The 24,096-nt window shown below is 54.7% G+C and carries 23 protein-coding genes and 2 pseudogenes; 11 read left to right on the forward strand and 14 right to left on the reverse strand.

Features of this window, described 5'->3' with window-relative positions; genetic code table 11:
• Window positions 1–114: 114 nt before the first annotated feature.
• Both ACSZPU_RS11415 and ACSZPU_RS11420 read left to right on the forward strand, forming a co-directional pair.
• Window positions 115–564 (forward strand): annotated as a pseudogene (locus ACSZPU_RS11415) (amino acid kinase family protein); the annotation flags it as partial.
• A gap of 72 nt (window positions 565–636) precedes the next feature.
• On the forward strand, window positions 637–2,025 hold the full coding sequence (locus ACSZPU_RS11420) for an amidohydrolase family protein (RefSeq protein ID WP_498998691.1): 1,389 nt from the start codon (window positions 637–639) through the stop codon (window positions 2,023–2,025).
• A 212-nt stretch (window positions 2,026–2,237) separates the two neighbouring features.
• Here ACSZPU_RS11420 and zapB read toward each other — a convergent pair whose 3' ends face one another.
• A complete protein-coding gene (zapB, locus tag ACSZPU_RS11425) occupies window positions 2,238–2,483 on the reverse strand; it encodes a septal ring assembly protein ZapB (RefSeq protein WP_498998694.1) in 246 nt (81 codons plus the stop codon).
• Between the two features lie 440 nt (window positions 2,484–2,923).
• Here zapB and ACSZPU_RS11430 point away from each other — a divergent pair, with 440 nt between their 5' ends.
• From ACSZPU_RS11430 to fpr, 4 genes are all read left to right on the forward strand, one after another.
• Window positions 2,924–3,775: an MIP/aquaporin family protein gene (locus ACSZPU_RS11430; protein WP_498998697.1), complete on the forward strand. Its 852-nt coding sequence runs from the start codon at window positions 2,924–2,926 to the stop codon at window positions 3,773–3,775.
• Between the two features lie 21 nt (window positions 3,776–3,796).
• Window positions 3,797–5,305 carry a glycerol kinase GlpK gene (gene glpK / locus ACSZPU_RS11435; protein WP_498998698.1) on the forward strand — a complete coding sequence of 503 codons (1,509 nt, stop codon included), beginning with the start codon at window positions 3,797–3,799 and terminating at the stop codon, window positions 5,303–5,305.
• 144 nt (window positions 5,306–5,449) lie between these two features.
• A complete protein-coding gene (gene glpX, locus ACSZPU_RS11440; RefSeq protein WP_498998699.1) occupies window positions 5,450–6,460 on the forward strand; it encodes a class II fructose-bisphosphatase in 1,011 nt (336 codons plus the stop codon).
• A 96-nt stretch (window positions 6,461–6,556) separates the two neighbouring features.
• The gene (gene fpr, locus ACSZPU_RS11445) at window positions 6,557–7,303 is read left to right on the forward strand and encodes a ferredoxin--NADP(+) reductase (RefSeq protein WP_498998702.1); all 747 of its coding nucleotides are present in this window, start codon (window positions 6,557–6,559) and stop codon (window positions 7,301–7,303) included.
• On the opposite strand, the gene ACSZPU_RS11450 is transcribed toward fpr, so the two are convergent.
• Window positions 7,304–7,723 (reverse strand): DUF805 domain-containing protein, encoded by a 420-nt coding sequence (locus ACSZPU_RS11450; RefSeq protein WP_498998705.1) that lies wholly within the window; start codon window positions 7,721–7,723, stop codon window positions 7,304–7,306. It abuts the gene before it with no gap.
• Window positions 7,724–7,835: 112 nt separating this feature from the next.
• Here ACSZPU_RS11450 and ACSZPU_RS11455 point away from each other — a divergent pair, with 112 nt between their 5' ends.
• The gene (locus tag ACSZPU_RS11455; protein ID WP_498998707.1) at window positions 7,836–8,423 is read left to right on the forward strand and encodes a DUF1454 family protein; all 588 of its coding nucleotides are present in this window, start codon (window positions 7,836–7,838) and stop codon (window positions 8,421–8,423) included.
• A gap of 110 nt (window positions 8,424–8,533) precedes the next feature.
• A complete protein-coding gene (tpiA, locus tag ACSZPU_RS11460; protein ID WP_498998709.1) occupies window positions 8,534–9,301 on the forward strand; it encodes a triose-phosphate isomerase in 768 nt (255 codons plus the stop codon).
• An 80-nt stretch (window positions 9,302–9,381) separates the two neighbouring features.
• Here tpiA and ACSZPU_RS11465 read toward each other — a convergent pair whose 3' ends face one another.
• From ACSZPU_RS11465 to cpxP, 7 genes are all read right to left on the reverse strand, one after another.
• Window positions 9,382–10,686: an SLC13 family permease gene (locus tag ACSZPU_RS11465; protein ID WP_498998711.1), complete on the reverse strand. Its 1,305-nt coding sequence runs from the start codon at window positions 10,684–10,686 to the stop codon at window positions 9,382–9,384.
• Window positions 10,687–10,759: 73 nt separating this feature from the next.
• On the reverse strand, window positions 10,760–11,515 hold the full coding sequence (locus tag ACSZPU_RS11470) for a CDP-diacylglycerol diphosphatase (RefSeq protein WP_498998714.1): 756 nt from the start codon (window positions 11,513–11,515) through the stop codon (window positions 10,760–10,762).
• 93 nt (window positions 11,516–11,608) lie between these two features.
• Window positions 11,609–12,598, reverse strand: a complete 990-nt coding sequence (locus ACSZPU_RS11475) for a sulfate ABC transporter substrate-binding protein (protein WP_498998716.1) — start codon at window positions 12,596–12,598, stop codon at window positions 11,609–11,611.
• Between the two features lie 148 nt (window positions 12,599–12,746).
• A complete protein-coding gene (pfkA, locus tag ACSZPU_RS11480; protein WP_437432245.1) occupies window positions 12,747–13,709 on the reverse strand; it encodes a 6-phosphofructokinase in 963 nt (320 codons plus the stop codon).
• Window positions 13,710–13,910: 201 nt separating this feature from the next.
• Window positions 13,911–14,795 carry a CDF family cation-efflux transporter FieF gene (gene fieF, locus ACSZPU_RS11485; protein ID WP_498998718.1) on the reverse strand — a complete coding sequence of 295 codons (885 nt, stop codon included), beginning with the start codon at window positions 14,793–14,795 and terminating at the stop codon, window positions 13,911–13,913.
• 92 nt (window positions 14,796–14,887) lie between these two features.
• Window positions 14,888–15,517: a type VI secretion system-associated protein TagO gene (locus tag ACSZPU_RS11490; RefSeq protein ID WP_498998721.1), complete on the reverse strand. Its 630-nt coding sequence runs from the start codon at window positions 15,515–15,517 to the stop codon at window positions 14,888–14,890.
• Between the two features lie 235 nt (window positions 15,518–15,752).
• On the reverse strand, window positions 15,753–16,253 hold the full coding sequence (gene cpxP, locus ACSZPU_RS11495) for a cell-envelope stress modulator CpxP (RefSeq protein WP_498998741.1): 501 nt from the start codon (window positions 16,251–16,253) through the stop codon (window positions 15,753–15,755).
• A gap of 151 nt (window positions 16,254–16,404) precedes the next feature.
• On the opposite strand from cpxP, the gene cpxR reads away from it, so the two are divergent.
• Both cpxR and cpxA read left to right on the forward strand, forming a co-directional pair.
• A complete protein-coding gene (gene cpxR / locus ACSZPU_RS11500; protein WP_498998724.1) occupies window positions 16,405–17,103 on the forward strand; it encodes an envelope stress response regulator transcription factor CpxR in 699 nt (232 codons plus the stop codon).
• Entirely contained in the window at window positions 17,100–18,473 is a 1,374-nt protein-coding gene (gene cpxA, locus ACSZPU_RS11505) for an envelope stress sensor histidine kinase CpxA (RefSeq protein WP_498998727.1), read from the forward strand. The genes cpxR and cpxA overlap by 4 nt, the downstream gene beginning before the upstream one ends.
• Before the next feature lie 36 nt (window positions 18,474–18,509).
• Here cpxA and yiiM read toward each other — a convergent pair whose 3' ends face one another.
• Window positions 18,510–19,184 (reverse strand): 6-hydroxyaminopurine reductase, encoded by a 675-nt coding sequence (gene yiiM / locus ACSZPU_RS11510; RefSeq protein ID WP_498998729.1) that lies wholly within the window; start codon window positions 19,182–19,184, stop codon window positions 18,510–18,512.
• Window positions 19,185–19,394: 210 nt separating this feature from the next.
• Between yiiM and ACSZPU_RS11515 the strand changes: the two are divergent.
• Window positions 19,395–20,239, forward strand: a pseudogene (locus ACSZPU_RS11515) (dihydrodipicolinate synthase family protein).
• Window positions 20,240–20,284: 45 nt separating this feature from the next.
• Here the strand turns inward: ACSZPU_RS11515 and kdgT are convergent.
• The 4 genes from kdgT to rhaR form a co-directional block, all read right to left on the reverse strand.
• A complete protein-coding gene (gene kdgT, locus ACSZPU_RS11520; protein ID WP_498998732.1) occupies window positions 20,285–21,268 on the reverse strand; it encodes a 2-keto-3-deoxygluconate transporter in 984 nt (327 codons plus the stop codon).
• A 262-nt stretch (window positions 21,269–21,530) separates the two neighbouring features.
• On the reverse strand, window positions 21,531–22,151 hold the full coding sequence (gene sodA, locus ACSZPU_RS11525) for a superoxide dismutase [Mn] (protein WP_498998735.1): 621 nt from the start codon (window positions 22,149–22,151) through the stop codon (window positions 21,531–21,533).
• Between the two features lie 190 nt (window positions 22,152–22,341).
• Window positions 22,342–23,067 (reverse strand): metallophosphoesterase, encoded by a 726-nt coding sequence (locus tag ACSZPU_RS11530; RefSeq protein ID WP_498998737.1) that lies wholly within the window; start codon window positions 23,065–23,067, stop codon window positions 22,342–22,344.
• Window positions 23,068–23,102: 35 nt separating this feature from the next.
• Window positions 23,103–23,951, reverse strand: coding sequence for an HTH-type transcriptional activator RhaR (gene rhaR, locus ACSZPU_RS11535; RefSeq protein ID WP_498998738.1), 849 nt, complete (start codon window positions 23,949–23,951; stop codon window positions 23,103–23,105).
• Between the last annotated feature and the right edge of the window lie 145 nt (window positions 23,952–24,096).

The raw sequence follows: 24,096 nt of genomic DNA on the forward strand, positions 1-24,096 counted from the left end.
CGGCCTCATTTCTCGCTGCCGTCCAGATCAGATGCATCGCTCTCTGGGCTAAAATCTTGTGACGACACTATCTAGGGTGAGGGGATCAGAGCGCACCTTACTCAAGGAAAACACATGAAAGAACTCGTGGTGGTTGCCATTGGCGGTAACAGCATTATCAAAGACAACGCCAGCCAGTCCGTAGAGTATCAATCTGAAGCCGTAAAAAAAGTCGCCGAGTCGGTGCTGGAGATGCTGGCCTCGGACTTTGACATCGTCCTGACGCACGGCAACGGCCCGCAGGTCGGGCTGGATTTACGCCGTGCAGAGATCGCCCATGAGCGGAAAGGGCTGCCCTTAACACCGCTGGCAAACTGCGTGGCGGATACCCAGGGCGGTATCGGCTATCTCATCCAGCAGGCGCTCAACAACCTGCTGAGCCAGCGAGGCGAGCAGAAGGCGGTCACGGTGGTGACGCAGGTGGAAGTGGACGCCGCCGACGCCGGTTTTACCCACCCCACCAAACCGATTGGCGCGTTTTTCAATGAAACTCAGCGGGATGCGCTGCAAGTCACCTCACCGGACTGCCTGCCGCGCTACGCGGTGAAACGGGTACGCACATTGTGAACGTCTGAGCCGCCACAAAAGGAAGAGAAGATGACTGACCATAAAAGCCGCCGCGAATTTCTCAGCCAGAGCGGTAAAATCGCCACCGCCTGCGCGCTGTTTGGCGCAACCGGATCTGTCGCGTATGCAGCAAAATCCCCCTCAGTCTGTGATGATGCACATACCGCGATGACATTGACGGATAAACATTACTACCTTGATAACGTGCTGCTGGAAACCGGCTTCGAGTATGAAGGCCAAACGGCAGTGCATACCCAAACCGCGCTGAAAACGCTCGAAATCAACAACGGTAAAATCGTCGCGCTGAGCGAAAACCAACAGCACGCGAACGCCACCCTTCCCCGCTACGATGCTGGCGGCATGCTGATGCTACCCGCCATGCGCGATATGCACATTCACCTGGATAAAACCTTCTACGGCGGGCCGTGGCGTGCGCTGAACCGCCCGACGGGCACCACCATCCAGGATATGATTCGCCTTGAGCAAACACTGCTGCCGGAACTCCAGCCGTACACCCAGGAGCGCGCCGGGAAGCTTATCGACCTGCTGCAATCAAAAGTCTCCACCATTGCCCGCAGCCACTGCAATATTGAACCGACTTCCGGGCTGAAAAATCTGCAGAACCTGCAGGCGGTGCTTGAGCGTCGTCGGTCTGGTTTTCGCTGTGAGATCGTGGCGTTTCCGCAACACGGGCTGCTGCTGTCAAAATCGGAACCGCTGATGCGCAAAGTCATGCAGGCCGGGGCGCACTATGTGGGCGGGCTCGACCCCACCAGCGTAGACGGTGCGATGGAAAAGTCGCTCGACACCATGTTTCAGATTGCGCTCGACTGCAACAAAGGGGTCGACATTCATCTGCATGAAACCAGCCCAGCTGGCGTGGCGGCGGTGAATTATATGGTTGAAATGGTTGAGAAAACGCCCGCACTGAAAGGCAAACTCACGATCAGCCACGCCTTTGGCCTGGCGACGCTCAACGAACCGCAGGTGGATGAACTCGCCACGCGCATGGCGGCGCAGCAGGTGACGATTGCCTCTACCGTGCCAACTGGCACCTTGCATATGCCGCTTAAGCAGCTGCGCGAGAAAGGGGTATTTGTGATGACCGGAACCGACAGCGTGATCGACCACTGGTCGCCTTACGGGCTGGGCGACATGCTGGAAAAAGCCAATCTGTACGCACAGCTCTATATCCGCCCGAATGAGCAAACGCTGTCTCGCGCGCTCGGAATCGCAACCGGGGATATCTTGCCGCTCAATGATAAAGGCGAGCGCGTCTGGCCAAACGCGCAGGATGAGGCCAGCTTTGTGCTGGCGGCGGCGTACTGCTCCGCCAAAGCGGTCGCGCGAATTTCGCCCCGCACGGCAACCTTCCATCAGGGCGAGCTGGTGTGGGGAAGCGTCGGGAAGTCGGCATAAACAAAAGGGCACCCTCAGGTGCCCTTCTTATTTCGTTGTCGGATGGCGCTTCGCTTATCCGACCTACAAAAGCGTTAGCCGAAGCAATTACGCAAGATATTCCGTGTTACAGCAAGGCGGCAAGTAAGCGAGTCCCCAGGAACATAGAAAACTATGTGACTGGGGTGAGTGAGCGCAGCCAACACCGCTACGGCACGAAAGATGAAGCGTAATCAGACTTCTTCCATACGGCCTAGCAGTGCCTGTAAACGCTCCTGCCAGCCATGCTGCTGTTCTTTCAACTGGTTGTTTTCACGGGCCAGTTCTTCGCGGTCATTCTGCGCGGACTGAACTTCCTGGGACAACGTGTTGTTCTTCTCTTTCAGCTCTTCGATTTCCATCTGCAGCAGCGTGATGGTATCAATCGCCTGCTGTACTTTCGCTTCCAGCTTCTCAAATACTTCTAATGACATCGTCATACCTCTCCTGAATTGCAAGGCGTTGATGGGTATCTACCACTCGGGTAAATCCGCGTTCCGTGAACGGCGACGCCTTTATGTATTTAGCGCACGGCCCTGGTCCCCGATTGTATGAAGCCCTTTCGTCACTGTCCAGCGACAACCCGCGCAGATCGCGCTTTGCAACACTTTTCAGTCTATACCTGGTGTAATTGCGCATCCCCTCACTAAGTTGTTAAATTGAGGGTTACTAAAATGATTCAGCTCACACTTCGCATTCCTTCGCAAACGCGCCTCATCGCGCGAAAACGCTCATTTTATTGACGTAGTACACACATTTTGATTTCGATATTTCTCGTTTTTGCTCGTTAACGATAAATTAACAGTATGTCTACACGACATCCTGGAGTCTTCTCTCTCCATGCAAACTATAACCATTAAACTCTTTGCAGGATCCGATTATGAGTCAAACCTCAACCTTAAAAGGTCAGTGCATCGCCGAATTTCTCGGTACCGGGTTGTTGATTTTCTTCGGTGTGGGCTGCGTTGCGGCACTTAAAGTAGCAGGTGCCAGCTTCGGACAGTGGGAAATCAGTATCATTTGGGGTCTGGGCGTGGCGATGGCCATCTACCTGACCGCAGGGGTTTCCGGCGCACACCTTAACCCGGCAGTGACCATTGCATTGTGGCTGTTTGCCTGCTTTGACGGGCGCAAAGTCGTACCTTACATTGTTTCTCAATTTGCTGGCGCATTCTGCGCGGCTGCACTTGTTTACGGGCTTTATTACAATCTTTTCATCGACTTCGAACAAACCCACCAAATGGTGCGTGGTAGCGTCGAAAGTATCGATCTGGCAGGCATTTTCTCAACCTATCCTAACCCGCACATCAACTTCTTCCAGGCTTTCGCTGTTGAGATGGTGATTACGGCGGTTCTGATGGGCGTCATCATGGCGCTGGGCGACGACGGCAACGGGATTCCTCGTGGCCCGCTGGCACCGCTGCTGATTGGCCTGCTGATTGCTGTTATTGGTGCCTCTATGGGGCCGCTGACCGGGTTTGCGATGAACCCAGCGCGTGACCTCGGACCGAAAACGTTCGCCTGGCTGGCAGGCTGGGGTAACGTAGCCTTCACCGGTGGGAAAGACATTCCTTACTTCCTCGTACCGCTGTTTGGGCCGATTGTCGGCGCAGCATTGGGTGCCTTCGGTTATCGTAAACTGATTGGCCGTAATTTACCGTGTGACGTTTGTGCTGTGGAAGATGACAAAGACACCGCCACCACGACTTCACAACAAAAAGCTCCGCTGTAATGTGACTACGGGACATAAATCATGACTGAAAAGAAATATATCGTTGCGCTGGACCAGGGTACCACCAGCTCCCGCGCCGTCGTAATGGATCATGACGCCAACATCATCAGCGTTTCACAGCGCGAATTCGAACAAATTTATCCTAAGCCAGGCTGGGTTGAGCATGACCCAATGGAAATCTGGGCAACCCAAAGCTCCACGCTGGTAGAAGTGCTGGCGAAAGCGGACATCAATTCAGATGAAATCGCCGCGATTGGTATCACCAACCAGCGTGAAACCACCGTGGTGTGGGAGCGCGAAACCGGGAAGCCGATTTACAACGCCATTGTCTGGCAGTGTCGTCGTACAGCTGAAATATGTGAGCAGCTCAAGCGTGATGGCATGGAAGACTACGTGCGTAGCGCCACCGGCCTGGTGGTTGACCCGTACTTCTCCGGTACCAAAGTGAAGTGGATCCTCGACCACGTCGAAGGCTCCCGTGAGCGTGCAAAACGTGGCGAACTGCTGTTCGGTACCGTTGATACCTGGCTTATCTGGAAAATGACCCAGGGCCGTGTACACGTGACCGATTACACCAACGCCTCCCGTACCATGCTGTTCAACATCCACGATCTGGACTGGGATGACAAAATGCTGGACGCGCTGGACATCCCGCGCGCCATGCTGCCGGAAGTACGTAAGTCTTCCGAAGTCTACGGTCAGACCAACATCGGTGGTAAAGGCGGTACCCGTATTCCTATCGCCGGGATCGCCGGTGACCAGCAGGCGGCCCTGTTCGGCCAACTGTGCGTGAAAGAAGGGATGGCGAAAAATACCTACGGTACCGGCTGCTTTATGCTGATGAACACCGGCGAGAAAGCGGTGAAATCAGAAAATGGCCTGCTGACCACTATCGCCTGCGGCCCAAGTGGCGAAGTGAACTACGCACTGGAAGGTGCCGTGTTCATGGCGGGCGCATCTATTCAGTGGCTGCGCGACGAGATGAAACTGATCAGCGACGCGTTCGACTCTGAATATTTCGCCACCAAAGTGAAAGATACCAACGGCGTATACGTAGTGCCGGCCTTCACCGGCCTGGGCGCACCGTACTGGGACCCGTATGCACGTGGCGCGATCTTCGGCCTGACCCGTGGTGTGAACTCAAACCACATCATCCGCGCAACCCTCGAATCCATTGCTTATCAAACGCGTGACGTTCTGGAAGCAATGCAGGCTGACTCCGGCATTCGTCTGCACGCCCTGCGCGTGGACGGCGGTGCGGTAGCCAACAACTTCCTGATGCAGTTCCAGTCCGACATTCTGGGCACCCGCGTAGAACGTCCGGAAGTGCGTGAAGTGACGGCGCTGGGCGCAGCGTACCTGGCCGGTCTGGCGGTGGGCTTCTGGCAGAACCTGGACGAGCTGCAGGAAAAAGCGGTCATTGAGCGCGAATTCCGCCCAAGCATCGAAACCACCGAGCGTAACGTACGTTACAGCGGCTGGAAAAAAGCCGTGAAACGCGCGCTGGCGTGGGAAGATCACGACGAGTAATCCCCTCACCCTCACCTCTGTTTTCTCCCTCTCCCTGAGGGAGAGGGCCGGGGTGAGGGCCTCAGGCAACACCGCACCCGACCGCACCACACTCCCCTCTCTGTGTTAAACTTCGCGCAATTTCTTTGACTTCACGAGTATGCAATGAGACGAGAACTTGCCATTGAATTTTCCCGCGTGACCGAAGCAGCGGCGCTGGCTGGCTATAAGTGGTTAGGGCGCGGCGACAAAAATACCGCTGACGGCGCAGCCGTTCACGCTATGCGCATTATGCTTAACCAGGTCAATATCGACGGCACCATTGTGATTGGCGAAGGGGAAATCGACGAAGCCCCGATGCTTTACATCGGTGAAAAGGTCGGCACCGGCAAAGGTGACGCGGTGGATATCGCCGTTGACCCAATTGAAGGCACCCGCATGACCGCCATGGGTCAGGCTAACGCGCTGGCGGTACTGGCGGTGGGCGATCAAGGCTGCTTCCTCAATGCGCCGGATATGTACATGGAAAAGCTGATTGTCGGCCCAGGCGCAAAAGGCGCTATCGACCTGAATCTGCCGCTGGCCGATAACCTGCGCAATGTCGCCACCGCACTGGGTAAACCACTCAGCGAGCTGACGGTCACGATCCTCGCTAAACCGCGTCATGACGGCACCATCGCTGAAATGCAGCAACTCGGCGTGCGCGTTTTCGCAATTCCGGACGGCGACGTTGCCGCTTCCATTCTGACCTGCATGCCGGACAGCGAAGTCGATGTGCTTTACGGGATTGGCGGCGCGCCTGAAGGTGTGGTTTCTGCCGCCGTTATCCGCGCGCTGGATGGCGACATGCAGGGCCGCCTGCTGGCTCGTCATCACGTGAAAGGCGACAGCGAAGAGAACCGTCGTATCGGGGAAAATGAGCTGGCACGCTGCCAGGCAATGGGTATCGAAGCCGGTAAGGTGCTGCGTCTGGATGACATGGCGCGCAGCGACAACGTGATTTTCTCGGCAACCGGGATCACCAAAGGCGACCTGCTGTATGGCATCACCCGTAAAGGCAACATCGCCACCACCGAGACCCTGTTGATTCGCGGGAAATCGCGCACCATCCGCCGCATCCAGTCCATTCACTACCTGGACCGCAAAGACCCGGACGTACAGACGCATATACTGTAAGTGAATTTGTCGGGGAGAGCTTTCCAGATTATGCGGACTGGAAATCCTCCCCATTCACGACGAAGATAAGGCAATGATTCTGAACAGGAGAAAATCATGGCCGACTGGGTTACAGGAAAAGTCGTTAAAGTCGAGTTCTGGACCGACGCGTTATTCAGCCTGACCGTTCATGCCCCTATTCTTCCCTTCACCGCCGGACAGTTCGCCAAGCTGGGCCTTGAAATCGACGGCGAGCGGGTACAGCGCGCTTACTCTCACGTCAATGCGCCGGGGAATCCTGATCTTGAGTTCTATCTTGTCACCGTCCCGGAAGGAAAGCTCAGCCCACGTCTTGCCGCGCTACAGCCTGATGATGACATCTTGATCGTCAGCGAAGCCGCCGGGTTCTTTGTCCTCGAGGAAATACCGGATTGCGATACCCTGTGGATGCTGGCGACCGGGACGGCGATTGGCCCCTATCTGTCAATTTTGCAGGAAGGCAAAGATCTCGAGCGTTTCAACAATCTGGTGCTGGTGCATGCGGTGCGTTACGCCGCAGATTTAAGCTATCTGCCGCTGATGCTTGAGCTTCAGCAGCGCTATGAAGGCAAATTGCGGATTCAGACGGTGGTCAGCCGGGAAACGGTCTCCGGCTCGCTTACCGGACGTGTACCTGCGCTGATTGAGAGCGGCGCGCTGGAAGAGGCGGTGGGATTGCCGATGAACACCGACACTAGCCACGTGATGCTGTGCGGCAACCCGCAGATGGTGCGCGACACACAGCAGTTACTGAAAGAGACCCGGCAGATGGCGAAACATCTCCGCCGCCGTCCGGGCCACATCACGGCTGAACACTACTGGTGATCAGCGGTACTGCACGTCAAGCGTATCCTTGCCGAACTTGTTCTCACCCTGGGTGCCGATAAACGCGCCCAGGTCGATGAGCATCGTCACCATAATCAGCACCGGCACGAAACGGCCAACCACCCATTGCCAGGTACCGCCCAGAATTTCCCAGTGCCCCGCCAGCAGCATCCAGGCAAGAATAAATAACAACGACCAGCTGCCGGACTTATTCCGGTCATGCAGTCGTTTCACAATCACACACGCGGTCGGCCAGAGCAGGCAAACCAGCATAAACGCGGCATTTTGGCTGGCTAAGAGATCGAAACTGACCGCGTAAAACAATACCGTCATCACCAGCACCCAGAGAACGGTCCAGATCCAGAAGTCACGACGACCAATGCGGCCTTTAAATGAGAACAACCACTGCTGAATACCCATGTAAGGTTCCTTTAATTGTAGTACTACGTAGTTTACCCTGGTCGCGTGAGTTTTTGACAAGCCAGACTGTTATCGTTTTAATCGTGAACAAAGTGAAGTGAGGACGATATTGATGAAAACCTGGTGGCTCCTGTTTACGGTGCTCTTTATCAACCAGTATGCCATCGCAGAGGACACGCCACCTGCGGCGGCGGCCCCGTATCTGCTGCCGGGCGCACCTACATTCGAGCAATCCATTAGCCAGTTCAGGGAAAAATTCAACGAAGATAATCCTGACCTGCAGCTCAACGAATTCCGCGCGATCGATTCGCGTAGCGATACCGAACGCCTAACCCGCGCCGCGACCAAAATTAACGACAACCTCTACGCCTCCACGGCGCTGGAACGCGGCACGTTGAAAATTAAATCCATGCAGATGACCTGGCTGCCGGTGCGAGGACCAGAGCAAAAAGCGGCAAAAGCGAAATCCCAAGAGTACATGGCGGCGCTGATTCGCGCGTTTTCGCCGACGCTAACCAAAGCGCAAAGTCTGCAAAAGCTGCAAAAATTGCTGAACAGCGGCAAAAACAAGCTCTGGTACGCCGAAACGGAAGGGGCTATTCGCTATGTTGTGGCAGATGACGGCGAAAAGGGGCTGACCTTCGCTGTTGAACCGATTAAGCTGGCGCTATCTGAAAGCCTTGAAGGTGACAATAAATGACAAAAAGCAAAGCCTTTCGGGTGACGAATCTCTATACTGTTTCACAGACCAAACTGCCCTGACGGGTAGACATCTTACTTAAATTCGCTCTTATAGCGTGGAGAATTCAAATGCGACATCCTTTAGTGATGGGTAACTGGAAACTGAACGGCAGCCGCCATATGGTAAACGAACTGGTAGCTAACCTGCGTAAAGAGCTGGCTGGCGTGACCGGTTGTGGCGTTGCTATCGCTCCGCCGGCGATGTACCTGGACCTGGCTAAACAAGCCGCTGCTGGCAGCCACATCATTCTGGGCGCTCAGAACGTCGACGTTAACCTGTCTGGCGCATTCACCGGCGAAACTTCCGCTGAAATGCTGAAAGATATCGGCGCGCAGTACATCATTATCGGCCACTCCGAGCGTCGTACTTACCACGCAGAATCTGACGAACTTATCGCTAAAAAATTCGCCGTTCTGAAAGAACAAGGTCTGATCCCGGTTCTGTGCATCGGTGAAACCGAAGCAGAAAACGAAGCGGGCAAAACCGAAGAAGTGTGTGCACGCCAGATCGACGCCGTTCTGAAAACTCAGGGCGCGGCAGCATTCGAAGGCGTGGTTATCGCTTACGAACCCGTATGGGCAATCGGTACCGGCAAATCCGCTACTCCGGCTCAGGCTCAGGCGGTTCACAAATTCATCCGTGATCACATTGCTAAAGCAGATGCGAAAGTGGCTGAGCAAGTTATCATTCAGTACGGCGGTTCCGTTAACGCTGCCAACGCTGCTGAGCTGTTCACCCAACCGGACATCGATGGCGCGCTGGTTGGCGGTGCATCCCTGAAAGCTGACGCTTTCGCGGTGATCGTTAAAGCTGCAGAAGCGGCTAAACAGGCGTAATGCTGTTGCGGCGGGTGGCGCGCAGCGAGCCCGCTCCAAAAATTGTAGGCCCGGTAAGCGTTAGCGCCACCGGGCTTTTTTTACAATTTCCCCAGCACGCTAAACCACAGATAATCCAGCGGCAGTAACAGCAGATAGGTCGCAATCGCCAGCGCAATACATAGCAGCATCCCCGAACGTGCAGGCACCTTGCCCAACGCCATCGCCACCACAATCGGCGACGCCTGATACGGCAGCAGCGGCGTGGAATACCCCAACACCTGAATCATAATCACCGACAGCAGCGGGAAGCCGGTGGCATCAGAAAAACTCTGTGCCAGCGTGGTGAAGAGCGCGGGCACACCGTTCGCCGTCATAATGAAGTTGAGCGCGGTCGTAGTGCCGGTCAACGCCAGGAAGCTGGTAAAGGGATGCGCCGGATCCAGCGGCATAATGTGCAGCAGCGCGTTCCCCACCGCCGCGCCAATCCCCGTTTGCGTGACCGTAATGGCCAGCCCAAGGATCCCGGCGACATAAATGCAGGTGCGGATATTCACCCCGCTGGAAAACTCTTCGCCATTGATAAAGCCAACGCGTGGCAGCAGGGTAATACAGGCAGCAGCCAAACCCGTCCAGGCCGGGCCGATGCCGTGCCAGCTCTCCGTGACCCACATCGTCAGGACTACGGCCAGCATCCAGGCAAGACGCTTCTCCTCCCGGCTCATGGGTTCAGGCGGCGCCTGCTCTTTTGGCGCATGCGGCTGCCCGGGAAAAAGCCAGCAGATGAGGCTAATCAGGATGAGGCCTTTCAGAATACCCAGCACCGGCGTGTGCAGCAGCAGGTACGGCAGGTAGTTGAGATGAATACCGTAGGACCCTTCTGCGGCCCCGCTCATCACCAGATTGGGCACGTTAGCAGGTAAAATCGTCGCCGACAGCTGGAAGGTACCAAAGCCCACCGCCAGCGCCAGCCCATACCAGGATCGCGTCCCTTCGTTGATGCCCGCACGGGCCGCCATCGCCGCCACAATCGGCATCAGCAGGGCAATACGCCCCATGTTCGACGGCATAACAAACGCCAGCGCATAGCTCAGCAGCACGACGCTTGCGACCATTTGTAGCCACGAATCGGTCAGTTTCGCCGATAACGCCCGCGCCGCACGATCGGCCAGCCCCGTTTTACGAATCGCGACGCCAAGCACAAAACCGCTGAACACCAGCCAGAAAGCCGAGGACGCAAAACCGCCGAAGATGATATCCGGCGGTGCAATCTTCGCTACCATCGCGGCGGCAAAAAACAGCAGCGCCGTGATGAATTCCGGTAATAGCGACGTGGCCCACAGCACAATAGTGAGGCCGATAATGACAGAGGGCAGAAACAGAGGGTGAGTAAACCAGAGCGACATACCTGTCTCCTGTAGAATTTTTCAGCAAGTCTACGGCGACAGGCTTGCCCAGTAAACGCCAAATCTGGTGGGACTATTTTAAGATATCACATTGATGATCCTGAATTTCCTCAGCAGAAGCACGGTTAAGTGTAAGCAGATTCCGCTCCGTTGCCAGCAGGACAAACGATCCATCGGTCTGATGTACCATCGCCATGCCGTAGCGCCCCATATGTTCACGCGCTTGCGGTACTTCTTCCGCCAGCATTAAGAACGGGCTGCGCTGCACCAGCTCGGCTTCCGTCACGCGACGCGCCAGATAAGGATGTCCAAGAATACCGCCCGGAAAGGCCAGCCACTGGCTGCTGATACGCGAGGCTTCCTGATCGAGCTTCTGGCGCACGTCTTCCCGCAGGCAGGAGATATGGATATGAAAATGGTTCTGAGTACGTCCGAGCCGGGAATTGATCGTCAGCGAAAGGGCGTTATCCGGGAGCGACGTGCCCCGCGTCTTGCCCAGCACCCCGCGCGATTGCCAGGCCTGCCAGAGGAAGTTGGGGGTATGAGATTGTAATAACAGCGGGCTTTCGATGCCGTTGATGCGGTACGTTGGCATCAGCAGGTATTGCAACGGCCCATTACGGTCTTTAAGCAGCACGTAGCCACTGTCGAGATTGACCTGGGCACAAGGGGCGGGTAAATGGTTATCCCGCTGATTCGGCACGCATTGCTCAAGCACAATATGGCGCAATACGTCCCGATCCCGACTATTCCACCAATACCCACCGCGCACCGCAGCCAGCAGTACTGCCACGACCAGCACCATGATAATTACGCGCACTGTCTTCATTGACTTATCCTTTCACGGAGGAAAAAGAAGCATAGCGCAGTTCGGTGGCAATAAAATGAAAAACGGCCCCGTAAAGGGCCGCCTGAAGATGGATTAGCGTTTGCTGATTTGGTCGAAGGTGCCGCCGTTAGAGAAGTGTTCTTGCTGGGCTTTGTTCCAGCCACCAAACTCTTCATCAATGGTGAACAGCTTGAGTTTCGGGAACTCACTGTCATATTTCGCTGCGACCTGTTTGTCACGCGGGCGGTAGAAGTTTTTCGCTACGATTTCCTGACCTTCCGGTGAATAGAGATATTTCAGGTACTCTTCGGCGACTTTCTGGGTACCTTTTTTCTCTGTCACTTTATCCACAACGGAGACCGTCGGTTCCGCGAGGATAGATTCGCTCGGGGTCACGATTTCAAACTTGTCTTTATCCAGTTCTTTGGTCGCCAGCAATGCTTCATTTTCCCAAGCAATCAGCACATCGCCAATGCCACGTTCTACGAAGGTACTGGTAGCGCCGCGTGCGCCGGAATCCAGCACTTCAACGTTTTTATACAGCGCCTTCACAAACTCCTGTGCTTTGGCCTGATCACCGCCGTTATGGTGCAGGGCATAGCCCCAGGCTGCCAGGTAGTTCCAGCGCGCGCCGCCGGAGCTTTTCGGGTTTGGCGTAATCAGAGAGACACCTGGTTTGATTAAATCATTCCAGTCGTGAATTTGTTTCGGGTTGCCCTTACGCACCAGGAAAACGATGGTGGAGGTATAAGGCGCAGAGTTGTCCGGCAGACGTTTGATCCAGTTTTTGTCGATACGGCCGCGCTCAGCAATCGCATCAACGTCATAGGCCAGCGCCAGAGTCACGACATCGGCTTCAATACCGTTGATAACCGAGGTCGCCTGTTTGCCGGAGCCGCCGTGCGACTGGCGAATCACGACGTTGTCGCCTGTTTCCTGTTTCCAGTGGGCGCTGAACGCCTTGTTGTACTGCTCGTACAATTCACGCGTTGGATCGTACGAAACGTTTAATAACTGAATGTCCTTTGCCAGAACGCTGCCGGATGCCAGCAGCAAAGTTAACCCCACGCCCCATTTATTCATCGCCCACTCTCTCAGTGTATGTATTTGTGATGTGTTCAGCGTGCCAGAAAGATATCCAATGATTAAAGAATAAAAAAAGATTGGCTATAACTTTGGGGAATATCTACGGGCAAAGAAACGCCCTCGAATCAGAGGGCGTTTAATGTGATTAGTACAGTTTTTTCGCGCAGTCCAGCCAGTCGCCTTTGAACGGACGCTTCATGTTCTCGATGGCATCGATGATGTCATGGTGAACCATTTTCTCGTTCTGGATGCCGACGCAACGACCGCCGTGACCCTGCAGCAGCAGCTCAATCGCGTATGCGCCCATACGGGACGCCAGAATACGGTCGTAAGGCACCGGAGAACCACCGCGCTGGATGTGGCCCAGAACGGTCGCACGGGTTTCACGCTCAGTTTCAGTTTCGATGTATTTCGCCAGCTCATCGATATCGCAGATGTGCTCGGTGATCGCCACAATGGCGTGTTTTTTACCTTTCGCGATGCCCGCTTTGATTTCCGCCACCAGATCTTCACGGCTGAATTCAACTTCCGGCAGAACGATAAATTCACAACCACCCGCAATGGCCGCCGCCAGCGTCAGGTCGCCACAGTAGCGGCCCATCACTTCAACGATGGAAATACGCTGGTGAGAAGAAGAGGTGTCGCGCAGACGGTCAATCGCTTCTACCACGGTATGCAGCGCGGTGAAGTAACCGATGGTGTAATCGGTACCGGCGACGTCGTTATCGATAGTGCCTGGCAGGCCGATGCACGGGAAGCCCATTTCAGTCAGACGCTTCGCACCCATATAGGAGCCGTCACCGCCGATAACCACTAACGCGTCGATGCCGCGTTTTTTCATGTTCTCAATAGCCACGGCGCGGACATGTTCTTCACGGAATTCCGGGAAACGGGCAGAACCAAGGAATGTACCGCCACGGTTAATCATGTCAGACACGCTATAGCGGTCGAGTTGAATCATGCGATCTTCGTACAGGCCGAGATAACCATCGTAAATACCCGCCACTTCCAGACCTTCAGTCAATGCCGCACGGACCACGCCACGAATTGCTGCGTTCATGCCCGGCGCATCACCGCCACTTGTCAACACACCGATTTTCTTAATCATGACTACCTCTGAACTTAGGAATGCAAAAATAATGTTCTGTTGGCCAAAAAACTCCACGCGGGAGTAAACATCTATGCTGCAATATTATATCAACTACTGCTTGCTGAATTGATTCAGGTCAGACCATATGGCGGTAATTTATACACAAAAATCGGGTCTGACTCACTTTTTTTACAACGAAATACGACAGTCTTGATGTGCTTATCGTCCTTGAGGGACCGCGGAACAGGGATCCTGGTGAATAATCACATCTGACCCCGGAAAACGCTGCAGAATAGCCTGCTCCACATGTTCAGCCACAATATGCGCCTGAACCAGCGGAAGGTTATCATCCATTTCCAAATGAATTTGAATAAAGCGGGTCGGCCCTGACTGCCGCGTGCGAAGATCATGAGCGCCGCTTACGCCGGGCCAGGAAGTCACAATATCGAAAATTTCCTGGCGTTCGGCATCGGGTAATGCCCGATCCAGTAATGACTGGACCGCCTCATAACCCATACGTAGCGCACTGTACAAAATATAGACGCCAATCCCCAGCGCGAAGAGCGCATCCGCCCGATGCCAGCCGTACCATGACAGCCCCAGGGCGAGGAGAATTGCACCGTTCATCATAACATCAGACTGATAATGAAGCATATCTGCCCGCACGGCCTGGCTTTGAGTTTTTCGTACCACCCAACGCTGAAAAGTGACGAGTATCACAGTACTGATGAGCGCAATCACCGTCACCACGATACCAATGCCGGGCGCGCGCATCTGTTCGGGGCTCGCCAGATGCTGAATCCCGGTTAAAAACAGGAACAACGCCGAGCCTGAAATAAACATACTTTGCGCCAGCGCCGCCAGTGATTCCGCTTTCCCGTGGCCAAAGGTATGTTCGTCGTCCGCAGGCTGCAGCGAATAGCGCACCACCAGTAAATTGGTCAGCGACGCGGCAATATCGACCAGAGAGTCCACCAGCGCAGCCAGAATACTGACCGACCCGGTATACCACCATGCAAAAATTTTAATGACCAATAATGACGACGCCATGATCGTCGCGGCGATTGCCGCACGGCTGACCAGGCGCCCATAAGATTCAATCATAAATACTCCCACGCTGTTCTGTGGGTAGTATAACGAAAGGCAACTAAATCGGAGGAAAATCAGGTGTCTGAATTCAGTTTTGCCGCAGCGGATTACTTCCAGCCGCAGGCAGCCTGCACCGGTTTCAGCGCCTCGGCAAGCCCGGTGAGATCGAACGTCGTTTGCACAGGATTTTCATTGTACGGCGTGATTCTTACGAACAGGCTGGTCGATTTCGCCAGCATCTTGATGAAATCGATGTCTTTGCCACGGTAGAACACCGCTTTAGTATCGGTGAAAATCCCCCACTCCTGAGTGACGGCTTTCTGCTTGTCCAGCCGATACAGCATCTGGGTTTCATTCAGGCCGAGATAGACATCCCAGTTGAGAAACATTTCGGTCTTTTTCTCGCGGCAGAGAATATACAAGCTCGGCGTGATGGACTCGCCAAAGGGAGAACGGATCGTCTCATTGGCGTTCAACGAGATATAGACGTTTTTAGAATCGTCGACGGGCGAGGTTTTACTGGCAATACGCCATTTGCCCGTGCTGTCGAGCGCAGGTTCTGCCGCCGGGCTAGCGTCCGGAGGTAACGCTTTGTCATAACAGGCAAGGCGAGCGTCTTTTTGGGTCTCTTCCTGACATTTTTTTAACGCTGCCAGCTGATCGTCAGCGCTTTGTGCAACGGCAATGGCCGGGAGTAACGTGGCGCAACAGCAGAGCGACAGAATCCATTTATTCATACCAGCTATCCTTCCTCGCCTGAACCGGGAGAATTCCCTTAGAACATATGGTGTTATTTCAGCGCGTCAATCAATGCGCAGCATCAATAAATTGAAAAAACTGCCATTAACAGCAGGCCACAGATGAGACGGAGGGGGGTGGTAGCGGAATTTCGGGCAAAAAAAACCCCCTCATCATGAGGGGGAAGACAGGGATGGTGTCTATGGCAAGGAAAACAGGGTTCATTACTACTTACTACTGGGAACGCTGGGTGCTACTACTCAATACTTTCAACGGTGAACTTTGCTGCATCTGCGTCACTTCACGCAGTTGAATCATCCGTTGTTGATGTTTCTGCTTCAAAACCGCTTGCTGATCAGGGGTTAGCAGGTGATACATCTGGTTGCGGACTTTCGCCATTTCAACCTGACGGCTTATCTGCTCCTGCGCCATTTTCTCGGCCTGAACGCGCACAGCGTTTTCATCAAAATTTTCTGCGGTGACAAGGCGATGCATTGTCTCCATTTCGCTAACATTAACAGGGGGCTGGTCGTGCCTTGCCTGTTGCATCAGATCTCGCATCTGCTGACGCTGATGTTCGGTTAAATGTATACCGTCGAACATATGGCTCTGACTGGAACGCTGCGCGAATCCCTCAGTCGGGTGCCAGTTATCGCCTGTTACGACTTCAGCAGCCTGGCTAAAAGCACTTAGCGCCAGTGTTGAGGCCATGACGGCAGCGGTAACTTTGCGCATCATTTGCTCCCAAAAACTTTCTATGTCGCGAATCAACGATAATGAGTCTACGATTCAGGCTGCAAACATGCGTCAGGGGGTGTAAAACAACGTAAAGTCATGGATTAGCGAGTCTTGATGACGTAATTTCTGCCTCGGAGGTATTTAAACAATGAATAAAATTCTTTTAGTAGATGATGACCGAGAGCTTACATCCCTGTTAAAAGAGCTGCTCGACATGGAAGGCTTCAACGTGCTGGTTGCCCACGATGGGGAACAGGCGCTCGACCTCCTTGATGACAGCATCGATTTGCTTTTGCTCGACGTCATGATGCCGAAGAAAAACGGTATCGATACCCTTAAAGAGCTACGCCAGACACACCAGACTCCCGTTATTATGTTGACTGCACGCGGTAGCGAACTGGATCGCGTACTCGGCCTTGAGCTGGGCGCGGACGACTATCTGCCAAAACCGTTTAACGACCGCGAACTGGTCGCGCGTATCCGTGCGATTCTGCGCCGCTCCCACTGGAGCGAACAGCAGCAGAATACCGACAACGGCTCGCCGACGCTGGAAGTGGACGGGCTGAGTCTCAATCCGGGTCGCCAGGAAGCCAGTTTCGATGGGCAATCGCTGGAACTGACTGGTACGGAGTTCACCCTGCTCTATCTGCTGGCACAGCATCTGGGCCAGGTGGTTTCACGTGAACATTTAAGCCAGGAAGTGCTGGGTAAACGCTTAACCCCGTTTGACCGCGCAATTGATATGCATATCTCTAACCTGCGCCGTAAGTTACCGGACCGCAAAGATGGCCATCCGTGGTTCAAAACCTTGCGTGGCCGGGGCTATTTGATGGTATCCGCTTCATGATAGGAAGTTTGACCGCCCGCATCTTCGCCATTTTCTGGCTAACGCTGGCACTGGTGCTGATGCTGGTCCTGATGGTACCTAAGCTCGATTCCCGCCAGATGACGGAGTTGCTTGATAGCGAACAACGTCAGGGCGTGATGATTGAGCAGCACGTAGAAGCGGAACTGGCCAACGATCCACCCAACGATTTGATGTGGTGGCGCAGGCTGTTTCGTGCAATCGACAAATGGGCCCCGCCGGGGCAACGTTTGCTGCTGGTGACCAGCGAAGGGCGCGTAATCGGCGCCGAACGCAACGAAATGCAGATTATCCGCAACTTTATTGGTCAGGCGGATAACTCTGATCACCCGCAGAAGAAAAAGTATGGTCGGGTAGAGCTGGTAGGGCCTTTTTCCGTTCGCGACGGTGAGGACAATTACCAGCTCTATCTTATTCGACCTGCCAGCAGTTCCCAGTCTGACTTTATCAACCTGCTGTTTGACCGCCCATTACTGTTGCTGATTGTCACCATGCTGATTAGCTCGCCGCTGCTGTTGTGGCTGGCGTGGAGCCTGGCAAAACCCGCACGTAAGCTGAAAAACGCGGCAGATGAAGTGGCACAGGGCAACCTGCGACAGCATCCTGAGCTGGAATCCGGACCGCAAGAATTCCTTGCCGCCGGTACCAGTTTTAACCAGATGGTGATGGCGCTGGAACGAATGATGACCGCCCAGCAGCGGCTCCTGTCCGATATTTCTCACGAACTTCGGACGCCGTTAACACGATTGCAGCTCGGCACCGCGCTGTTGCGTCGTCGCAGCGGCGAGAGCAAAGAGCTGGAGCGTATCGAAACCGAAGCGCAGCGGCTGGACAGTATGATCAACGACCTGCTGGTCATGTCGCGTAATCAGCAGAAAAACGCGCTGGTCAGCGAAACGGTCAAAGCCAATCAGCTGTGGAATGAGGTGCTCGACAACGCGGCGTTCGAAGCGGAACAGATGGGCAAGTCTCTGACGGTGAATTTCCCGCCTGGCCCGTGGCCGCTGTACGGTAACCCCAACGCACTGGAAAGCGCGCTGGAAAATATCGTGCGTAACGCGCTGCGTTATTCACACACCAAAATTGAAGTGAATTTCTCGGTCGATAAAGACGGCATCACCATTAACGTGGACGATGATGGCCCAGGCGTTAGCCCGGAAGATCGCGAGCAGATCTTCCGCCCGTTCTACCGTACCGATGAAGCGCGCGATCGTGCGTCCGGCGGCACGGGATTAGGACTGGCCATTGTTGAAACCGCTATGCAGCAGCATCGTGGTTGGGTGAAAGCCGACGACAGCCCGCTCGGCGGTTTGCGCTTAACACTGTGGATCCCGCTGTATAAGCGTACCTGAGGATTTCCCCTCGCCTTATCGGGTGAGGGGAAACCGCTATTTACCCCATAAACGTCGGGAATTATCCTCGATCTTGCCGCTACTCCTCCGATTCTGCATCGTTCTTGTCCAACTGGATGAGAGGCCAGCGGCAGACATTAAGCGACGATATTGCTCATCATCAAACGGCATATGCCAGGCAATCGCGGCCGCATCGTAGACGCTCACATCGCTGTTCCGCGATGCCAGTTCCAGCGGCGCGTCGGCGCTGATTTTCCCCCCGGTAATGACCCGATAAAGCCAGCCAATGCGCCCACTCGTCTGCATCTGCGAAGACATATCGTTGATAGTGAAGTGGAAGTTGAGCTTAAAGCAGGGTGAGCGCGGCTGCGAGACCTGAATCAGCGCATTTCCCCAGTGAAAAATATCCCCGATAAACACATTTCTTTCCGTCAATCCTTCGGTCGAGAGGTTCTCACCAAAGGCCGGGGCGAAAAAAAGCGCCGCCTGCTCCGGAAACATCGTCTTCCAGTGGGCATAGTGCTCGCGGGGGTAATTACACAGCGCACGATCCGGGCCGCCGTGGTAGGACGTTTCCGCCTGCTCATCACCGGCTAACCCCAGTTCGGTGAGTATCAACTCACCCTCCACCTGCAACTTCGCAATCGCGCTGGGTCTGCTGCCCGTGTAATCCCTTACTTTTCCTGCAAAAACATTCACCGGATGATGCATTTCCTCTCCCCCAGGCTCACTCGTCATCGGCGTATTAGACCACACTTTTTAGTAATAAATCGTGCAGAAATGCGACACCGATACGCCTGCGTGTTAGGTGAACGTGCTATGACTTAATAGAGAAGTGAAACGCAATTTCATATTCAAGGAGACAGTGACGTGAAGAATGAAAATGAATTTTACGGCGTCTGGTACCCATCAATTACGCCCATGACACCCGACGGTAAAGTCGACCTGAACGGACTGAGACAGCATATTTCACGCCTGCCGACGCCCGAATTGATGTAGTGTTGCTGATGGGCAGTATCGGCGAGTTCGCCTCCTTCACCCTTGATGAGCGACTCATGCTCATTCGCGAAGTCCGGGGCATGACACCACGCACGCTGGTCGCTAACGTCTCCTCAACCTGTCTGAATGACGTGCTGTGGATGGCAGATGAAGCCTTCCGTACGGGTTATGATGCGGTCATGGTGCTGCCCCCTTACTACTACGGACAAACATCTGCACAGCTACTGAGCTACTTCCGCCACCTGGGGCAACGTCTGAACGGCAAATGGTTCGCCTACAACTTCCCGGCCCGGACCGGCTGCGATCTGACGCCAGAGATTGTCGCTACGCTGGCCGCGGAATTCCCGAACTTCGCCGGCATTAAAGATACGGTCGATTGCCAGTCGCATACGCGCAACATCATTCTGGCAACCGAGAAAATCCGCGATGATTTCGCGGTGCTGTCAGGCTACGACGAATACTTTATTCCCAACCTGCTGGCGGGTGGCGCAGGGGTCATCTCAGGCCTCAATAACGTGATGCCCGAGCTGTTTGTCAGGGCGCGGGAGGCGTGGAAGCAGAACGATCTGACGGCGCTGCATGAAGCCCAACGTGAGATTGGCAAATTCATGTCGATTTACACCATCGGCGAGGATTTTGTTACCACCATCAAAACCGTGGTCGCACGGAAATTTGGCTGCTGTGGCGCGACCTCGCGCAACTTTGGCGGCGAGCTAACGTCCGCACAGTGTGAACAGGTTGACGACGTTTTCGGCATACAGCGCTAAGCAAAAAACCGACCTGCAAAGGTCGGTTTTTCTTTCACATCCGCGTTATTTTACCGCGCTGTGTAGCTCCTGCGCCGCCGTCTCGCCTTTCACTTTACGCGACCAGATAGAGGTCAGAATCGGCACCAGAATGGAGGTCACGATCACCGATGTGGCCACCAGCGCGGTTGCGGCAGGCGCCATCGCTTTAAAATCCGGCACCATCTCGGCAATGAGTACCGGTGTTGCCACCGCCGCGCCGGCAGAACTTGAGGCCGCAAGCCCTGCGGTACCGTCCCCGCCACCCAGCATTTTATCGGCAATAATCAACGGGATGCCGGTAATCACAATCACCGCCAGCCCCAGCAGGATACCGAGCAACCCGGTCTGGGCGATAACGCTCAGGTCGATAGTATTCCCCAGCGCGAAGGCAAAAAACGGAATCAGCGTCTGCACCGCGCGGGTGAAGAATTCCCGCAGCTCAGGGTCCAGGTTGCCCAACCCGAACCCAATCAGGAACGGCAATACGGCGCCGACAAACACGTGCGGTTCAAACGAGGCGATCCCCGCCGTCCCCAGAATCACCATCGTCATCAGCGGGCCAGACTCGAGGGACATCAGAACAAACGCCCCGGCCTCTTCCTTGGTGCCGTACTGCTGCATGATGGAGGCGTACAGGCCGCCGTTGGTCATATCCATGGACGCCACCAGCGCCAGCGTCGACAGCCCGGCAAAGAAGCCCGCCTCCACGCCGTGAGCCGGAATCAAACGTGATGTCACCGCCGCGACCACCCAGGCCACCGCGATTTTGGTCACCACCAGCGTGCCCGACTTACGCAGCACCGTCCCGGTCGCGCTGAGCTTAATGGACGCACCCATGCAGAAAAACCACACCGCCAGAATCGGCACGGTGCCGGTGATCATGCCATTGGTGAAGGAGCCAAAATACTTCCCGGCCCCCGGCGAAAACGTATGGCACAACGCCCCCAGAAACAGAGGAACCAGCATCATCCCGCCCGGGACTTTTTCTATTGCACGTTTGATTTGCATATCGCCACCTGTAAAAACACTTATTTTTGTGCGCCATCTCGCCCTTTAATCGGGGCGTTTCCAGCGCTAATGGCGAAATGTTAGAACTTCGTCACACTCAGAAAAGTGATCTCACATACAAAATCAAAACATTATTTCATTTTTATTGGATCATTGTTTCTAATGGTTTATGGCACCTAACTGGCAGCCATAAAAAAAACCCCACTGACGTTGTCAGCAGGGGCTTGATTTACCCGTAAAAAACAGGAAATGTCGCGAAAACTTATTTCTTAGCAGCGAAACGTGCCGCAGCTTCGTCCCAGTTCACTACGTTCCAGAACTCTTTGATGTAGTCCGGGCGGCGGTTCTGGAATTTCAGGTAGTAAGCGTGTTCCCACACATCCAGGCCCACGATCGGGAAGCCAGACGCGCCAGATACAGCTTCACCCATCAGCGGGGAATCCTGGTTAGCGGTAGAAACCACAGCCAGTTTATCGCCTTTCAGCACCAGCCACGCCCAGCCGGAACCGAAGCGAGTTGCAGCTGCTTTTTCGAATTCAGCTTTGAAGTTGTCAACGGAACCGAAGTCACGTTCGATAGCCGCTTTCAGGTCGCCCTGCAGGGTGGTGTCTTTTTTCAGACCTTTCCAGAAGAAGCTGTGGTTAGCGTGACCGCCAGCGTTGTTACGCAGAACGGTTTTTTTGTCAGCCGGCAGCTGGTCCAGTTTAGCAATCAGCTCTTCAGCAGACAGGCTGGCGAATTCTGGCAGGCTTTCCAGCGCTGCGTTCGCATTGTTTACATAAGCCTGGTGGTGTTTAGAGTGATGGATTTCCATCGTCTGCTTGTCGAAATGCGGTTCCAGGGCATCATACGCGTACGGCAGGGCTGGCAGTGTATAGCTCATACTAATCTCCATTATTGTCGGGCGGCAGAGGTGTTAACGCCGCGTAAGCAGTTGGTTCATTATAGTTAGTTAAATGATATTGAAAATGTTTATCAATGCCGTAGTTTTAATATGGTTATAACATTCCGTTATGAACCTGTGCCGACAAGACATATAGCGCAGCCGCAGGCGAAAAAATGACCGCCGAACGCTACACACAAACATGGTGACTGGTTAACGCGCCATCCTGCAGACGGTGGAGCATCAAAGAAGGGGGATCATTCGCTGGCGGCACCGTTTCCCCGCCAAACCAGGCGGGATTCGCCGGGCAGATGGAACCGCAAATGTAAGCGGGAATGCCCGCCAGCTGGCTGGCGATGGGCCGGTGTACGTGCCCTGTCGCAATGGCCAGCGTGCGGCCAGGATAGCGGGTGAGAAGCTCAGCCAACTCGCGCGAACCACGGCACATAATCTGATCCATAGTCGGGATGCCGCTCAGGAACACGTGATGGTGGAGAAAAAGCAGAGCGGGCATCGCGTCGTCGCTCGCCAGCTGGCGCTCAAGCCACGGCAGATGTTCTACCACACTGCCCTCCGCCAGCCCTTTCAGGGTGGTATCTATACCGATAAGGCGTAATCCCTTCACTTCGACGGAAAAATGCAGGGCATCCGGCGTCCAGACGTCACTCTCCCGGCAGGCCCGCATCATGGCAGGGTTATCGGCATTACCCGGCAGCAGAAATACCGGCCAGAGTTGCTCTTTTAGCAACGACGCGATAGCGGCATACCCGGCAAACCAGTCGTCATCAACAAGATCGCCCGTCACCACCAGCGCGTCAGGTTGAATAAATTCGAGCCATTCCAGCACGCGAGCAAGCCGGGCCAGATTGCCGTTATCCGGCGCGGCGTGGATATCAGTAAGCTGAGCAACAATCATGAGAACGTCCTGTGTTATCGCAGAACAGGCCCTTCCTAAGCCGCTTCGTTATGACGCTGTCGCCACTGGCTGGGCGTCATGCCGGTTTCGCGGGTAAAAACGACCGAGAAATAGTTACTGTCTTCAAAGCCGCAGCGGGTGGAGACCTCACCGATCATCAATTCCGTGTGCTGCAGCAGATACTGCGCATGACAAATACGCAGTTGGCGCAGGTAATTATTGATGGTCATTCCGGTTTGCGTGCGAAATTGTTGGCGTAGCGCGCGTTCGCTGCACTGCTCCTGCTCACAGAAGCGCTCGAGCACAAAGGTACGATTCAGGCTGCCGGTAAGCGCGGTGATTAATTTATCCAGCAGGGCTTCGCTGCTGGTCGCCGCCAGATTGTCCGCCGCAAAGCGGTGGCGTTTGAGGGTCATCACCAGTTGGGCGAAGAGTGCCTCCGCCATCGTGTTCGCCAGCGCGTCGCTTTTGCTACTTTCCTGTTCAAGCTGGGTGATAACCTGCCTTGCCTGCGTCATGCCGGTACTGCCCAGACGCCAGTGCGGCGTCCACTCTGCGTCATTCAGCCCCGGAATATGCGACGCCCAGCCGAGGTTCAGGGTCAGACGGTCGGGGCAGTAGATGATATTTTGCAGCACCAGATCGTTAACAGAGGCGTAGGAGTGTTTGTCTTGCGCACGGATATAAAACAGATCGCCACGGGTAATGCGGTAGGGACGGTCATTGAGGATATGCAAACCATTGCCGCGCCAGACCATCACCAGTTCGCAAAACTCGTGAGTATGTTCGGCAAACACATTTTGCGGATAGCGGTCCGCCACGGCCACCGCTTGCCCCACCCGGGGGAAAAAATCCGCTTTACGAAGAATTAACTGGCTTCCCACAACTTCACCTCAGCCGAAGACAACCGATAACTATTAGCTGATTTTCGGCGAAAAATCGGTGATAGCCTTCTAGATAGTGTCGTCACAAGATTTTAGCCCAGAGAGCGATGCATCTGATCTGGACGGCAGCGAGAAATGAGGCCGT

This window comes from Phytobacter sp. V69 (assembly GCF_965644215.1).
Lineage (GTDB): Bacteria > Pseudomonadota > Gammaproteobacteria > Enterobacterales > Enterobacteriaceae > Phytobacter.